This window comes from Pseudomonas sp. TE21394 (assembly GCF_054057835.1).
The window spans coordinates 2984572-3000506 of sequence record NZ_JBSRZR010000001.1; the positions used below are offsets into that span (position 1 = coordinate 2984572).

The window sequence follows — 15935 nt, forward strand, 5'->3', positions numbered from 1 at the left end:
CAATAATTGGTTCGATAATCGCACAAATAGTCGATTATCGGATTGTAAGGCCCCCTCCAGTCTCCTTAATCTGAGCTTACCGAAGCATCCTGACCAGGAGTCTCCAAATGGCCGCAATTCTCTCGCTTCACGAAGCCGTGAAGCAGTTCATCCAGGATGGCGATACCGTCGCCCTGGAAGGTTTCACCCACCTGATCCCGACTGCCGCCGGCCACGAAATCATCCGCCAGGGCAAGCGCGACCTGACCCTGGTGCGCATGACCCCGGACCTGATCTATGACCAGCTGATCGGCGCTGGTTGCGCCAGCAAGCTGATCTTCTCCTGGGGCGGCAACCCGGGTGTCGGCTCGCTGCACCGCCTGCGTGATGCCGTCGAAAAGCAATGGCCGCACGCTATCGAGATCGAAGAGCATAGCCACGCCGACCTGGCCAACGCATACGTCGCGGGTGCCTCGGGCCTGCCATTCGCCGTACTGCGTGCCTATGCCGGTTCCGACCTGCCGAAAGTCAACCCACTGATCAAGAGCGTGACCTGCCCGTTCACCGGTGAAGTGCTGGCTGCGGTGCCGTCGGTGCGCCCGGACGTGACCGTGATCCATGCGCAGAAGGCTGACCGCAAGGGAAACGTGCTGCTGTGGGGCATTCTCGGTGTACAGAAGGAGGCTGCCCTGGCCGCCAAGCGTTGCATCGTCACCGTCGAGGAAATCGTCGACGATTTGCAGGCACCGATGAACGCCTGCGTGCTGCCGACCTGGGCTCTGAGCGCAGTATGCCTGGTGCCGGGTGGCGCGCACCCGTCCTACGCCCACGGCTACTACGAGCGTGACAACCGCTTCTACCAGGCCTGGGACCCGATCGCGCGTAACCGCGAAACATTCACCGCCTGGATCGACACCTACATCCGCGGCACTGCCGATTTCAACGAATTCAAGGCCAGGCTGGCCAGCACTGCGGAGGCCGCACAATGAGCTACTCCACTTCCGAAATGATGACCGTCGCCGCAGCCCGTCGCCTGCGCAATGGTGCTGTATGCTTCGTCGGCATCGGCCTGCCGTCCAAGGCCGCCAACCTGGCGCGCCTGACCTCGTCGCCTGACGTGGTGCTGATCTACGAGTCCGGCCCGATCGGCGCCAAGCCAAGCGTGCTGCCGCTGTCGATCGGCGACGGCGAGCTGGCCGAGACCGCCGACACCGTGGTGCCGACCGGCGAGATATTCCGCTACTGGCTGCAGGGTGGTCGCATCGATGTCGGCTTCCTTGGCGCCGCGCAGGTCGACCGCTTCGGCAACATCAACACCACCGTGGTCGGTGACTACCACGCCCCGAAAACCCGCCTGCCAGGCGCCGGTGGCGCACCGGAGATCGCCGGTTCCGCCAAACAGGTGTTGATCATCCTCAAGCAGTCGCCGCGTGCCTTCGTCGACAAGCTGGATTTCATCACCTCGGTCGGCCACGGCGAAGGCGGCGATTCGCGCAAGCGCCTTGGCCTGCCAGGCGACGGCCCGGTCGGCATCATCACTGACCTGTGCATCATGGAGCCGGAAGCTGGCACCAACGAGTTCGTCGTCACCGCCATCCACCCGGGGGTGACCCGTGAACAGATCATCGCTGCCACCGGCTGGGCGATCCGCTTTGCCGACGACGTGCAGACCACTGCCGAACCCACCGCAGTCGAGCTGTCCGCCTTGCGCGACCTCGAAGCCCGCACCGCCGCGGCCCATGGCCAGGTGGCAGGAGAAGCCTGATGCGCGACGTATTCATCTGTGACGCCATCCGTACCCCGATCGGCCGCTTCGGCGGCGCGCTGGCCGGCGTGCGTGCCGACGACCTGGCCGCCGTTCCGCTGAAGGCGCTGATCGAGCGCAACCCCAGCGTGCAATGGGAGCAGCTGGACGAAGTGTTCTTCGGCTGCGCCAACCAGGCCGGTGAAGACAACCGCAACGTGGCACGCATGGCCCTGTTGCTGGCCGGCCTGCCGCAGAGCATCCCCGGCGTCACCCTGAACCGCCTGTGTGCTTCGGGCATGGATGCCATCGGCACCGCGTTCCGCGCCATCGCCAGCGGCGAAATGGAGCTGGCGGTCGCCGGCGGCGTCGAGTCGATGTCGCGTGCCCCGTTCGTCATGGGCAAGGCCGAGAGCGGCTACTCGCGCAACATGAAACTCGAAGACACCACCATTGGCTGGCGTTTCATCAACCCGCTGATGAAGAGCCAGTACGGTGTGGATTCGATGCCGGAAACCGCCGACAACGTAGCTGATGATTACCAGGTTGCGCGTGCCGACCAGGACGCCTTCGCCCTGCGCAGCCAGCAGAAGGCCGCCGCTGCCCAGGCCGCCGGTTTCTTTGCCGAAGAGATCGTGCCGGTGCGTATCGCCCACAAGAAAGGCGAAACTGTCGTCGAGCATGATGAGCACCTGCGCCCGGAGACGACCCTGGAGGCGCTGGCCCGGCTCAAGCCGGTCAACGGCCCCGACAAGACCGTCACCGCGGGCAACGCTTCGGGCGTGAATGACGGCGCTGCGGCGCTGATCCTGGCCTCGGCCGAAGCGGTGCAGAAGCACGGCCTGACCCCACGCGCACGGGTGCTGGGCATGGCCAGTGCCGGTGTCGCGCCGCGGGTGATGGGCATCGGCCCGGTGCCGGCGGTGCGCAAGCTGACCGAGCGCCTGGGTATCGCAGTGAACGACTTCGATGTGATCGAGCTCAACGAAGCCTTTGCCAGCCAAGGTTTGGCCGTGCTGCGCGAGCTTGGCATAGCCGACGATGCGCCGCAGGTGAACCCCAACGGCGGTGCGATCGCCCTGGGCCACCCGCTGGGCATGAGTGGTGCGCGCCTGGTACTGACTGCGCTGCACCAGCTGGAGAAGAGCGGTGGGCGTAAAGGCCTGGCGACCATGTGCGTAGGCGTTGGTCAAGGTCTGGCATTGGCCATCGAGCGGGTTTGACCTGTACCGGCCTCCTCGCTGGGCACGTCCTTTGCCACAGGAGGGACCACGCCTCCTGCTGTGGGGGCCTGTTGGCGAAGAGGCCGAACCTTGGACGCAAGGCCAAGGCGGAACGAGCGTGTTACCAGGTGTGTCTAGAATTACCTGCGACCCTCCAGGAGTGAACTCACCATGACCTCAATCTATTACACCGGCGAAGAACGCAGCAAACGCATCTTCGCTATCGTCGGTGCCTCCTCGGGCAACCTGGTGGAATGGTTCGACTTCTATGTCTACGCCTTCTGTGCCATTTACTTTGCCCCGGCTTTCTTTCCCTCCGACGACCCGACCGTGCAGTTGCTGAACACGGCGGGCGTGTTCGCCGCAGGCTTTCTGATGCGCCCCATCGGGGGCTGGATCTTCGGCCGCCTCGCGGACCGCCATGGACGCAAGAACTCCCTGATGATCTCGGTGCTGATGATGTGCTTTGGCTCACTGATGATCGCCTGCCTGCCCACCTATGCCAGCATCGGCACCTGGGCCCCGGCACTGCTATTGCTGGCCCGCCTGATCCAGGGCCTGTCGGTTGGCGGCGAGTACGGCACCACCGCCACCTACATGAGTGAAGTGGCCCTGCGTGGCCAGCGCGGTTTCTTTGCTTCGTTCCAGTACGTCACCCTGATCGGTGGCCAGTTGCTGGCGGTGCTGGTGGTGGTGATCCTGCAGCAGTTGCTCACCGAGGACGAGCTGCGCGCCTGGGGCTGGCGCATTCCGTTCGTGGTCGGCGCCATCGCCGCGCTGATTTCGCTGATGCTGCGCCGCTCGCTGCACGAGACCAGTAGCGCCGAAGTCCGCCAGAGCAAGGAGGCCGGCACTATCAAGGGGCTGTTCAGTAACCACGCGGCAGCTTTCATCACTGTGCTCGGCTATACCGCCGGTGGCTCGCTGATCTTCTACACCTTCACCACCTACATGCAGAAATACCTGGTCAACACGGCTGGCATGACGGCGAAAAACGCCAGCTACGTGATGACCGGTGCGCTGTTCCTGTTCATGGTGCTGCAGCCGTTCTTCGGCATGCTCTCCGACCGTATCGGCCGGCGCAATTCGATGCTGCTGTTCGGCGCCCTGGGGACGCTGTTCACGGTGCCGTTGCTGATGGCGTTGAAAACCGTGACCAGCCCGTTCATGGCCTTCGTGCTGATTACCCTGGCGCTGTGTATCGTCAGTTTCTACACCTCGATCAGCGGCCTGGTGAAGGCCGAGATGTTCCCGCCGCAAGTGCGCGCGTTGGGTGTGGGCCTGGCCTATGCGGTGGCCAACGCGGCGTTCGGCGGTTCGGCCGAATACGTGGCCCTGGGCCTGAAGTCCCTGGGCATGGAAAACACTTTCTACTGGTACGTGACGGCGATGATGGCGATTGCTTTCCTGTTCAGCCTGCGCCTGCCGAAGCAGGCGGCGTACCTGCACCACGATGATTAAGGACGTGGCATGACCAACCAACTGTTCGACGCCTACTTCACCGCGCCGGCCATGCGCGAGATATTTTCCGACCGCGGCCGGCTGCAAGGCATGCTCGATTTCGAAGCGGCGCTGGCACGCGCCGAAGCTGCGGCCGGGCTGGTTCCGCACAGCGCCGTCGCGGCAATCGAGGCGGCCTGCCACGCCGAGCGCTACGACGTGCGCGCGCTGGCCGACGCGATTGCCAGCGCTGGCAACTCGGCCATCCCCCTGGTGAAGGCGTTGGGCAAGGTGATTGCCAGTGGCGTGCCCGAGGCCGAGCGCTACGTGCACCTTGGTGCCACCAGCCAGGATGCGATGGATACCGGCCTGGTCCTGCAGTTGCGCGCAGCCCTCGACCTGATCGAGGCCGACCTTGCCGGGCTGGCCGATACCCTGTCCCGCCAGGCCTTGCAGCACGCCGACACGCCGCTGGTGGGACGCACCTGGCTGCAACACGCCACGCCGGTGACCCTGGGCATGAAACTGGCCGGTGTGCTGGGGGCCGTGACCCGTCACCGGCACCGCCTGCAGGAACTGCGCCCACGCCTGCTGGTGCTGCAGTTCGGTGGCGCCTCGGGTAGCCTGGCCGCCCTCGGCAGCAAGGCAATGCCGGTCGCCGAAGCCCTGGCCGCTCAGCTTCAGCTGAGCCTGCCCGAGCAGCCCTGGCACACCCAGCGTGACCGCCTGGTGGAGTTCGCTGCAGTGCTGGGCCTGATCGCTGGCAGCCTGGGCAAGTTTGGCCGCGATGTCAGCCTGCTGATGCAGACCGAGGCCGGGGAGCTGTTCGAGCCTTCCGCGCCAGGCAAGGGCGGCTCCTCGACCATGCCGCACAAACGCAACCCGGTGGGAGCCGCTGTGCTGATCGGTGCGGCGACCCGCGTGCCGGGCCTGGTCTCGACGCTGTTTGCCGCCATGCCCCAGGAGCACGAACGCAGCCTCGGCCTGTGGCATGCCGAATGGGAAACCCTGCCGGATATCTGCTGCCTGGTTTCCGGTGCGTTGCGCCAGGCCCAGGTGATTGCCGAGGGCATGGAGGTGGATGCCGCGCGCATGCGCACCAACCTCGACCTGACCCAGGGGCTGGTACTGGCCGAGGCGGTGAGCATCGTACTCGCCCAGCGGTTGGGCCGCGACCGCGCCCACCACCTGCTGGAGCAATGCTGCCAGCGCGCCGTGGCCGAGCGGCGGCACTTGCGTGCGGTGCTGGGAGAAGAACCGCAGGTCAGTGCCGAACTGTCTGGCGAAGAGCTCGACCGCTTGCTCGACCCTGCCCATTACCTGGGCCAGGCGCGTGTCTGGGTGGCACGCGCCGTATCCGAACATCAACGTTTTACTGCCTGAAGGAGACCGCTGTGGCGCATTTGCAACTGGCCGATGGCGTTTTGAATTACCAGATCGATGGTCCGGAAAACGCCCCGGTGCTGGTCCTGTCCAACTCGTTGGGCACCGACCTGGGCATGTGGGACACGCAGGTCCCCTTGTGGAGCCAGCACCTGCGGGTGCTGCGCTACGACACCCGTGGCCACGGCGCCTCACTGGTCACTGAAGGCCCATACACCATCGAGCAGCTGGGTCGTGACGTCTTGGCCCTGCTCGACGCTCTGGACATCGCCAAGGCGCACTTCGTCGGCCTGTCGATGGGCGGCCTGATCGGCCAGTGGCTGGGCATCAATGCCGGCCAGCGCCTGCACAGCCTGACGCTGTGCAACACTGCTGCCAAGATAGCCAACGACGAAGTATGGAACAGCCGGATCGACACCGTGCTCAAGGGCGGCCAGCAGGCCATGGTCGACCTGCGCGATACCTCCATCGCCCGCTGGTTTACCCCGACGTTCGCCAAGGCCCAGCCAGCCCAGGCCCAGCGCATCTGCCAGATGCTGGCGCAGACCAGCCCGCAAGGCTATGCCAGCAATTGCGCGGCGGTGCGCGATGCCGACTACCGCGAGCAGCTGGGCCGGATCCAGGTGCCGACGCTGATAGTGGCCGGTACCGAGGACGTGGTGACCACGCCGGAACATGGCCGCTTCATGCAAGCCGCGATCAACGGAGCCGAGTACATCGAGTTCCCGGCTGCGCACCTGTCCAACGTCGAGGTCGGCGAGCCGTTCAGTCGCCGCTTGCTCGACTTCCTGCTGGCTCACTGAGGCTATTGCCATGGACGAGAAACAACGTTACGACGCCGGCATGCAAGTACGCCGCGCAGTGCTTGGCGATGCCCATGTGGACCGCAGCCTGGAAAAACTCAACGATTTCAACGGCGAGTTCCAGGAAATGATCACCCGCCACGCCTGGGGTGACATCTGGACCCGGCCGGGGCTACCGCGGCACACACGCAGCCTGATCACCATCGCCATGCTGATCGGCATGAACCGCAATGATGAACTGAAGCTGCACTTGCGCGCGGCTGCCAACAACGGCGTGACCCGTGATGAAATCAAGGAAGTGCTGATGCAGAGCGCGATCTATTGCGGCATTCCGGCGGCCAATGCCACCTTCCACCTGGCGGAATCGGTGTGGGATGAACTGGGTGTGGAATCACGCAGCTGACCCTGCACGGTCTGTTCAGGAGCCGCCTTGCGTCGCGATAGGGCGCAAGGCCGCTCCTACAACGAGCGCGCCACAACCGGGCCGGCGTTGCGCTCGACGGCCTGCTTCAGGGCCGGGCACAGGCCCAGCATGAACGCTGCTTCTGCCACCACGAACAGCGGCCCGATGATCAAGCCGCTGACGTCGTCGACGAATGCCGGTTTGCGGCCTTCATAGTAGTGACCGACGAACTGGATGATCCAGCCCACCACGAACGCCGCCAGACCACTGCCAAGCCACAGTGCCGTGGACTGTACTGCCAGCACCTGGCCGACCCACAGGCAAAGCCCCAGCAACAGGCCCATCACCAGCCCGAAGCGTACGTCCAGGCGCAGGTAGAACCATACCGAGGCCGCGGCTGCCAGCAATGCCGGGGAGCACCACATGCCGGCCACGTCCCAGCCTGGGCGTGACAGCAGGATGGTGACCGCCAGTACGATCAAGGGAATGCCCACGAAGTGGGTGGCGATGTTGCGTGGGTCGCGATGGTAACTGGCGTATTGGCTCAGGTGGTCGACGAGGTTCTTCATGTTGTGCCTCCCTGGTTTGCCGGATCGAGGTGTTTTGCTGGCACCGGCAAGGAAGCCGGTGCTGCAATCGATATAGCTCAGGATAGACCGTCGCCACTACCATCATCAGCCAGGCGAATGGCAGCGGCCTGCACTGCCATATCCAGCGGCTCAAAGCAGGTTCAGCGGGTAGCTTACGATCAACCGGTTCTCATCGAACGCGTTGGTGCTGAAGTCCCGGCGCATGGTGGAGTTGCGCCACTTCAGCGACAGGTCCTTGAGGCTGCCCGATTGCACCACGTAGGCCAGTTCGGTCTCCCGCGCCCATTCCTTGCCGTCGTCCACGGCGCCCGCGGTAACGTTGTCACCCTTGATGTAACGGTTCATCAGGGTCAGGCCGGGTATGCCGATGGTGGCGAAGTTGAAGTCATAGCGCACCTGCCAGGAGCGTTCCTTGGCATTGTCGAAGCTGGAGTTGTAGCTGTCGTTGGCCAAGGTGCCACCGCTGGTGCCGTTGACTCGCATCCAGGCGTCGTCGCCGCTGACCTTCTGCAGGCCGACATAGAAGGTGTGGCCCTGGTAGCGTGCCGAAAGCAGCGCCGAGGAGGTGCGGTTGTCCAGTTCGCCGGCGCGTTCGGCGCCGTCTTCCTTGCCGGTGAAGTAGCCCAGGTTGGCGCCGAGGGTCCAGTCGCCCAGCGGCTGGCTGTGCACCAGGTTGAGGTACTGCTGGCGGTAGATGTCCTTGAGCTGCGCGTCCCACAGGCCGATCATGGTGCGCTTGTCGTTGAAGGTGTACTCGCCGCCGGCAAAGTTGAAGCGGTCGGAAGTGAACGCCGCCTTGCCGTTCAACGACATGTCTTCCATGCTGGCATCGTTGCGCGGGCTGTTGCCGCGGAACTGGCCGGCGTACAAGGTCAGGCCGGCGATTTCCTTCGAGGTCAGCTGGCCGCCACGGAAGGTCTGTGGCAACGAGCGGCCGTCGTCCGAACGCAGGATAGGCAATACCGGCATCCATTCACCCACTTTCAGTTCGGTTTCAGACAGCCTGGCTTTCAGCGCCACGCCCAGGCGGCCGAAGTCATCGGCGGGGCGGCCATCGTCGTGCACCGGCAACAGGTGGGTGTTGGTGGTGCCTTTGCCGCCGTCGAGCTTGACCGAGTACAGGCCCAGTACGTCCACGCCGAAACCGACGGTACCCTGGGTAAAACCGGAGCGGGCGTCGAGGATGAAGCTCTGCGTCCATTCCTCGGCCTTGGCCTGCGGGTGGGCCGGGTCGACGAAGTTGCGGTTGATATAGAAATTGCGCAGGTTGAGGGTGGCCTTGGCGTCCTCCATGAAGCCACGCTCGGCGGCGTACAGCGGAAAGGCGCAGGACATGGCCAACAGGCCGGGCAGCAGCTGGCGTGCGGGTTGCAAAGTGCTCATCTGTCGTGGATCTCTTGTTTTTATGGGCGAGCCGGTGTGCTGCAGGATGCGGCCTGCAGGTGCGGGTCTTCGGGATGAACCGGGGCAACGTTGCGTGGAAAGGATGGTGCGGGGTGGGGCGTGGGTGAGGCAATTCGCCGCAAACGGAAGCGGGCGATAATCGAACGGTATGTTCCGGTTGGTTAATTTATTTTCTGCGCCGCACCGGTACCAGCGGGTTTACCGCGAGAGCCCAGAGCAGGCAACGGAAACAAGAAGCCCACCGCGAGGGTGGGCTTGCTGCTGTTGCTGTCTCAATCAGCCTTTCGGCGTTTCCACCGAGGCCTGCTGATTGGCCTGCCCGGTCTGCTCGTACCAGCCACCGCCAAGCGCCTTGTACAGATTGACCTCGCTGGTCAGCTGCGACAGGCGGTCGCCGATCAGGGCCTGCTGGGCGCTGAACAGGTTGCGCTGGGCATCGAGGAAGGTCAGGTTGCTGTCGATACCGATACGGTAGCGGCGTTCTGCCAAGCGGTAGTAGTCCTGGTTCGCTTGCACCAGGTCGCGTTGCGCCTGTAGCTGCTCCTCGAAGGTCTTGCGCGCCGCCAGGCCATCGGAGACTTCCTGGAAAGCCGTCTGAATGGTCTTTTCGTACTTGGCGACGTTGATGTCCTTCTGGATCTTCGAGTAGTCCAGGCTGGCCTTCAGGCTGCCGGCGTTGAAGATCGGCAGGTTGATCTGCGGCTGGAACAGCCAGGTGCCTTGGCCGCCCGAGAACAGGTGGCCCATGTCCGGGCTCAGGCTGCCGGCGTTGGCGGTCAGGCTGATGCTCGGGAAGAACGCCGCCCGGGCTGCACCGATGTTGGCATTGGCGGCCTTGAGCAGGTGCTCGGCTTCCTGGATGTCCGGACGACGCTGGAGGATGTCCGACGGCAGGCCGGCTGGTACTTCGGCCAGCTGGTCGGCATTGAGCTCCAGCGGCTTGGGCAGGTCGGCGGGAATGCCGGTGCCCAGCAGCACGGTCAGGCTGTTGACGTCCTGGGCGACCAGGCGCTGGTACTGCGAGTATTTGACCCGGGCGCCTTCCACGGCGGTGCGCGCCTGGCTGACGTCGAGTGCCGAGGCTACACCGACTTCGTTGCTGCGACGGGTGAGGTTGTAGCTTTCCTCGTAGGTCTTCAGCGTTTCTTCGGTCAGCTTGAACAGCGCCTGGTCGGCCTGCCAGGTGTAATAGGCGTTGGCCACGCTGGCAACCAGGCTGATCTGCGTGGAGCGGCGTGCCTGCTCGCTGGACAGGTAGGTTTCCAGGGCCTGTTCGGTCAGGCTGCGTACGCGGCCGAACAGGTCCAGCTCGTAGGCACTGACCCCCAACGTGGCGGAATACTGGCTGGTGATGCCGGCCTCGCCGGTTTGCGACATGTTCGCCGGTACCCGCTGGCGGCTGCCGCTGCCATTGGCCGAGACCGCCGGGAACAGGTCGGCCCGCTGGATACGGTATTGCGCGCGGTAGGCGTCGATGTTCAGCGCCGCTACGCGCAGGTCGCGGTTGTTCACCAGCGCGGTCTGGATCAGTTGCTGTAGCGCCGGGTCGTGGAAGAACTGGCGCCAGCCCTGCTCGGCGGCAGCAACGTCTGCCGACTGCGTTGGCGAGTATGCCGGGCCTTGCGGCCACTGCGCAGCCACCGGCGACTCCGGGGCCTGGTAGTCAGGAATGAGCGAGCAGCCGCCAAGAATGAAAGCGGTTACCGCCAGGGACAACAAAGACTTGGTCATTGCCCAGCCTCATAACGTGGAGTTTCAGGGGTGACGTCCTTTTCCGGCTGCTTGCTGCCGAACAGCGACGACACTGCGACGAAGAACAGCGGTACCCAGAAGATTGCCAGAATGGTCGCACTGATCATGCCGCCGATCACACCAGTACCGATGGCGTGCTGGCTGCCGGCGCCAGCGCCATTGGCGATGGTCAACGGTACCACGCCGAGGATGAATGCCAGCGAGGTCATGATGATCGGACGCAGACGCATGCGACACGCCTCGATCGCCGCGTCGTACAGGCTGCGGCCTTGCTCGTGCAATTCCTTGGCGAATTCGACGATCAGAATGGCGTTTTTCGCCGCCAGGCCGATGGTGGTCAGCAGGCCGACCAGGAAGTACACGTCATTGGACAACCCGCGCAGGCTGGTGGCAATCAGTGCACCGATGATGCCCAGAGGCACGACCAGCACCACGGCGATCGGGATCGACCAGCTTTCATACAGGGCTGCCAGGCACAGGAACACGAACAGTACCGAGAGGGCGAACAGTGCCGGCATCTGCGAACCGGAGAGTTTTTCCTCGTAGGACATGCCGGTCCAGGAGTAGCCGATACCGCTAGGCAGCTCGCCGGCGATGCGCTCGACCTCGGCCATGGCTTCACCGGTACTGTAGCCCGGTGCCGGTGCACCGAGGATTTCCATGGCTTCGACACCGTTGTAACGCGACAGCTTGGGCGAGCCGTAGCTCCATTCACCCTTGGCGAAGGAGGAGAACGGCACCATTTCACCGGCGCCATTGCGCACGTACCACTTCTGCAGGTCTTCCGGGCTCATCCGAGCGTTCGGTTGGCCCTGGATGTACACCTTCTTGACCCGGCCACGGTCGATGAAGTCGTTGACGTAGCTGGCACCCAGGGCAATCGACAGGGTGTTGTTGATGTCGGCGATGGTCACGCCCAGGGCGCTGGCACGTTCATCATCGATGGTCAGCTGGTATTGCGGCTCGTCGTTCAGGCCGTTCGGGCGCACGGCGCTGAGGACTTTGCTCTGCGCGGCCTTGGCCAGGAACTGGTTGCGTGCTTCCATCAGCTTGGCATGGCCGACACCGCCGCGGTCCTGCAGGAACACGTCGAAGCCGGTGGCGTTACCCAGTTCCAGCACCGCAGGCGGGGCGAAGGCGAACACCATCGCATCGCGGAAGGTGAAGAAGTGCTGCTGGGCGCGTTGGGCCAGGGCGAACACGCTGTTCTCCTTGGAACGTTCACCCCATGGCTTGAGCATGATGAATGCCATACCCGAGCTCTGGCCACGGCCGGCGAAGTTGAAACCGTTGACGGTGAACACCGAAGCAACGGTGTCGGCCTCTTCCGTCAGCAGGTACTCACGCATCTGATCGACCACCACCTGGGTGCGCTCGGCACTGGAGCCGGCCGGGGTCTGCACCTGGGCGAACAGTACGCCCTGGTCTTCTTCCGGCAGGAACGCGGTGGGGATGCGGGCGAACAGCCAGATCATGCCGACCACGATCAGCGCGTAGGCGAGCAGGAACGGCGCCTTGTTGCGCAGGATGGTGCCCACGCTGCGCTCATAGCCGTTAACACTGCGGTCGAAGTTGCGGTTGAACCAGCCGAAGAAACCGCGCTTGGCCACGTGGTGCTCGCCTTTTTTCAGCGGCTTGAGCATGGTGGCGCACAGGGCCGGGGTGAAGACCAGCGCGACCAGCACCGACAGACCCATGGCCGAGACGATGGTGATGGAGAACTGCCGGTAGATCACACCGGTGGAGCCGCCGAAGAATGCCATGGGCAGCAGCACTGCCGACAGCACCAGGGCGATACCCACCAAGGCACCCTGGATCTGCTCCATCGAGCGCTTGGTAGCTTCCTTTGGTGGCAAGCCTTCCTCGGACATCACCCGCTCGACGTTTTCCACCACGACGATGGCGTCGTCCACCAGCAAGCCGATGGCCAGGACCATGGCGAACATGGTCAGGGTGTTGATGCTGAAGCCCGCTGCGGCGAGGATGCCGAAGGTACCCAGCAACACCACCGGTACGGTCATGGTGGTGATGATGGTGGCGCGGAAGTTCTGCAGGAACAGGTACATCACCAGGAACACCAGGACCACGGCTTCGATCAGGGTGTGGATCACGCCGCTGATCGACTCGGTGACCACCGGGGTGGTGTCGTACGGGAATACCGCTTTCACCCCGGGCGGGAAGAACGGTTCCAGGTCGGCGATGGTCTGGCGCAGAGCCTTGGCGGTGTCCAGGGCGTTGGCGCCGGTTGCCAGTTTTACCGCAAGGCCGGAGGCCGGCTTGCCGTTGAACTGGGCGCTGACTGCGTAGTTTTCACCGCCCAGGCCAACCTGGGCGACATCACCCAGGCGCACCTGCGAGCCATCGCTGTTGACCTTGAGCAGGATCTTCTCGAACTGCTCGGCGGTCTGCAGGCGGGTCTTGCCGATGATGGTGGCGTTCAGCTGGGTACCCGGCATGGCAGGCAGGCCGCCGAGCTGGCCGGAGGACACCTGTACGTTCTGCGCGGCTACCGCGGTCTTGACGTCGACCGGGGTCAGCTGGAACTTGTTCAGCTTGGCCGGATCGAGCCAGATACGCATGGCGTACTGGGCACCGAACACCTGGAAGTCACCCACGCCTGCAGTACGCGAGATCGGGTCCTGCATGTTGGAGACGATGTAGTTGGCCAGGTCGTCCTTGGACATGCTGCCGTCTTCGGACACCAGGCCGATCACCAGCAGGAAGTTCTTCACTGCCTTGGTGACGCGGATACCTTGCTGTTGCACTTCCTGCGGCAGCAGCGGGGTGGCCAGGTTCAGCTTGTTCTGTACCTGCACCTGCGCGGTGTCGGGGTTGGTGCCCTGCTCGAAGGTGGCGGTAATGGTCATGCTGCCGTCGGAGTTGCTTTCCGACGACACATAACGCAGGTGGTCGATACCGTTGAGCTGCTGCTCGATAACCTGCACCACGGTGTCCTGCACGGTTTGCGCCGAGGCGCCCGGGTAGGTCACGGCGATGGCGATGGCCGGCGGCGCGATGCTGGGGTACTGGTTGATCGGCAGCTTCAGGATCGACAAGGCGCCGACCAGCATGATCACCAAGGCGATCACCCAGGCGAAGATCGGGCGATCGATAAAGAACTTCGACATGGTTTACTCCGCTTTGGCGTCTGCTTTCGCCGCGTTGGCCTGATCAGGGCCGGCGGGCTTCTTGACGTTGGTGGCTTCGCTGACCTTGACCTCGACGCCCGGGCGCACGTACTGCAGCCCTTCGGTGATCAGACGGTCACCCGGGTTCAGGCCTTCTTCGATCAGCCAGTCGCTGCCCAGGGTACGGCTGGCCTTGAGCTGGCGCAGCTCGACCTTGTTTTCCTGGTTGACCACCAGCGCGGTCGGCGCGCCTTTCAGATCGCGGGTCACGCCCTGTTGCGGCGCCAGGATGGCATTGGCGTTGACCCCGGCCTTGAGCCGTGCATGCACGAACATGCCCGGCAGCAGGGTGTGGTCAGGGTTGGGGAACAGCGCGCGCAGGGTGACCGAACCGGTGGTCTCGTCGACCGCGACTTCGGAGAATTCCAGGCGACCTTCCTGCTTGAACAGGCTGCCGTCTTCCAGCACCAGTTGCACCGAGGCGGCGTTGTCGCCGGCCTTCTGCAACTGGCCGCTTTCCAGGTCGCGGCGCAGCTTGAGCAGCTCGGCCGTGGACTGGGTGACGTCGACGTAGATCGGGTCGAGTTGCTGGATGGTCGCCATGGCGTTGGCCTGGCCATTGCTCACCAGCGCACCCTCGGTGAACGCCGAACGGCCGATACGGCCGCTGATCGGTGCCAGCACCTTGGTGTAGCGCAGGTCGATCTGTGCGCTCTTGAGCGAAGCCTCGGCCTGCAATCGTTTGGCATTGGCGTCGTCGTATTCCTGCTTGGACACCGCCTGTTCGTCGATCAGTTGCTTGTAGCGTTCGGCCAGCGAACGGGTGGCCTGCAGGTTGGCCTGGGCATTGGCCAGGTTGGCCTCATACACGGCAGGGTCGATCTGGTACAGCTGCTGGCCTTCCTTGACCTCGCTGCCTTCCTTGAACAGGCGCTTGAGGATGATGCCATTGACCTGCGGACGCACCTCGGCGACACGGTACGCACTGGTGCGCCCTGGCAGTTCCGAGGTCAGGGTGAAGGCTTGGGGCTGGATGGTCACGACGCCGACCAGAGGAGCCTGCGCCACGGGCGCTGCTTCTTCTTTCTTGCAGCCACTGAGCAGGGATGCCAGGGCGACGGCGGAAACCAGAGCGGTAACGGCTGGCTTGAATTGCATGAGGATCCTCGGGTCGCTGGAGCAGGGAGACGCTCAAGAGTAATGGAAGAATCTTGATCTGGAAAAATTGCTATCCGGTGGATAAATAGCTTGCTAAGGAATATACTTACATTCATGGTTGTTTGTAAATACCGCTGGGTTGTACTCGGGTACTGCCACAGCCCCTGATTAGCTCATCCGCGATGCACCCAGCAGAGGTGCTGCGGAGCATTTCCCGTACGCGCCACGCGTTCGGGCCAGACGAGGTTGGTACTGCCATGGTCCGTCGAACCAAAGAGGAAGCCCAGGAAACCCGCGCCCAGATCATCGAGGCGGCAGAAAGGGCCTTCTACAAGCGCGGGGTTGCGCGAACCACCCTGGCCGACATCGCCGAGCAGGCGGGTGTGACGCGCGGGGCCATCTACTGGCACTTCAACAACAAGGCCGAGCTGGTGCAGGCGCTGCTTGACAGCGTGCACGAAACCCATGATCACCTGGCGCGGGCCAGCGAAAGCGAGGACGAGGTCGACCCGCTTGGCTGCATGCGCAAGCTGTTGCTGCAAGTATTCAACGAGCTGGTGCTCGACGCCCGAACCCGGCGTATCAATGAAATCCTGCATCACAAGTGCGAGTTCACCGATGACATGTGTGAAATTCGCCAGCAGCGCCAGAACGCGGTGCTGGATTGCCACAAGGGCATCACCCTGGCGTTGGCCAACGCCGCGCGCCGGGGCCAGTTGCCAGGCGAGCTGGATGTCGAGCGCGCGGCGGTGGCCATGTTTGCTTATGTCGATGGCCTGATCGGGCGCTGGCTGTTGCTGCCTGACAGTGTCGACCTGGTGCAAGATGTCGAAAAGTGGGTTGACACCGGGCTGGATATGCTGCGCTTGAGCCCGGCTTTGCGCAAATGACACTTTGTTAAGGATTGTGAGGGAGTGTTTCCTCTTTG

Annotated in this window: 13 protein-coding genes; 8 read left to right on the forward strand and 5 right to left on the reverse strand. The window is 63.8% G+C overall.

The features are described from left to right. Positions 1 to 107 precede the first annotated feature (107 nt). From ACVWZT_RS13780 to pcaC, 7 genes are all read left to right on the forward strand, one after another. On the forward strand, positions 108 to 968 hold the full coding sequence (locus tag ACVWZT_RS13780) for a CoA transferase subunit A (RefSeq protein WP_296234066.1): 861 nt from the start codon (positions 108 to 110) through the stop codon (positions 966 to 968). Beyond that, entirely contained in the window at positions 965 to 1744 is a 780-nt protein-coding gene (locus ACVWZT_RS13785; RefSeq protein ID WP_225779102.1) for a CoA-transferase subunit beta, read from the forward strand. Before ACVWZT_RS13780 ends, ACVWZT_RS13785 begins: the two co-directional genes overlap by 4 nt. Then, positions 1741 to 2946, forward strand: a complete 1206-nt coding sequence (pcaF, locus tag ACVWZT_RS13790; protein ID WP_296234194.1) for a 3-oxoadipyl-CoA thiolase — start codon at positions 1741 to 1743, stop codon at positions 2944 to 2946. The genes ACVWZT_RS13785 and pcaF overlap by 4 nt, the downstream gene beginning before the upstream one ends. 171 nt (positions 2947 to 3117) lie before the next feature. Then, positions 3118 to 4407, forward strand: coding sequence for an MFS family transporter (locus ACVWZT_RS13795; RefSeq protein WP_296234065.1), 1290 nt, complete (start codon positions 3118 to 3120; stop codon positions 4405 to 4407). A 9-nt stretch (positions 4408 to 4416) separates the two neighbouring features. Beyond that, a complete protein-coding gene (locus ACVWZT_RS13800) occupies positions 4417 to 5769 on the forward strand; it encodes a 3-carboxy-cis,cis-muconate cycloisomerase (protein WP_296234064.1) in 1353 nt (450 codons plus the stop codon). A gap of 11 nt (positions 5770 to 5780) precedes the next feature. Next, the gene (pcaD, locus tag ACVWZT_RS13805) at positions 5781 to 6572 is read left to right on the forward strand and encodes a 3-oxoadipate enol-lactonase (RefSeq protein WP_457469800.1); all 792 of its coding nucleotides are present in this window, start codon (positions 5781 to 5783) and stop codon (positions 6570 to 6572) included. 10 nt (positions 6573 to 6582) lie between these two features. After that, positions 6583 to 6975: a 4-carboxymuconolactone decarboxylase gene (gene pcaC / locus ACVWZT_RS13810; protein ID WP_047583944.1), complete on the forward strand. Its 393-nt coding sequence runs from the start codon at positions 6583 to 6585 to the stop codon at positions 6973 to 6975. A gap of 56 nt (positions 6976 to 7031) precedes the next feature. Here the strand turns inward: pcaC and ACVWZT_RS13815 are convergent, their stop codons facing one another. The 5 genes from ACVWZT_RS13815 to ttgA all read right to left on the reverse strand — a co-directional run bounded on the left by ACVWZT_RS13815 (position 7032) and on the right by ttgA (position 15007). After that, positions 7032 to 7544 carry an Mpo1 family 2-hydroxy fatty acid dioxygenase gene (locus tag ACVWZT_RS13815; RefSeq protein ID WP_296234062.1) on the reverse strand — a complete coding sequence of 171 codons (513 nt, stop codon included), beginning with the start codon at positions 7542 to 7544 and terminating at the stop codon, positions 7032 to 7034. Positions 7545 to 7694: 150 nt separating this feature from the next. Continuing rightward, positions 7695 to 8948 carry an OprD family porin gene (locus ACVWZT_RS13820; RefSeq protein ID WP_457469803.1) on the reverse strand — a complete coding sequence of 418 codons (1254 nt, stop codon included), beginning with the start codon at positions 8946 to 8948 and terminating at the stop codon, positions 7695 to 7697. Positions 8949 to 9245: 297 nt separating this feature from the next. Further along, a complete protein-coding gene (locus ACVWZT_RS13825) occupies positions 9246 to 10700 on the reverse strand; it encodes an AdeC/AdeK/OprM family multidrug efflux complex outer membrane factor (protein WP_296234060.1) in 1455 nt (484 codons plus the stop codon). Next, positions 10697 to 13849 (reverse strand): multidrug efflux RND transporter permease subunit TtgB, encoded by a 3153-nt coding sequence (gene ttgB / locus ACVWZT_RS13830; RefSeq protein ID WP_296234059.1) that lies wholly within the window; start codon positions 13847 to 13849, stop codon positions 10697 to 10699. Before ttgB ends, ACVWZT_RS13825 begins: the two co-directional genes overlap by 4 nt. A gap of 3 nt (positions 13850 to 13852) precedes the next feature. After that, positions 13853 to 15007: a toluene efflux RND transporter periplasmic adaptor subunit TtgA gene (gene ttgA, locus ACVWZT_RS13835; protein WP_296234058.1), complete on the reverse strand. Its 1155-nt coding sequence runs from the start codon at positions 15005 to 15007 to the stop codon at positions 13853 to 13855. A gap of 257 nt (positions 15008 to 15264) precedes the next feature. On the opposite strand from ttgA, the gene ttgR reads away from it, so the two are divergent. Continuing rightward, entirely contained in the window at positions 15265 to 15897 is a 633-nt protein-coding gene (ttgR, locus tag ACVWZT_RS13840; protein ID WP_457469806.1) for an efflux transport transcriptional regulator TtgR, read from the forward strand. Positions 15898 to 15935: the final 38 nt, after the last annotated feature.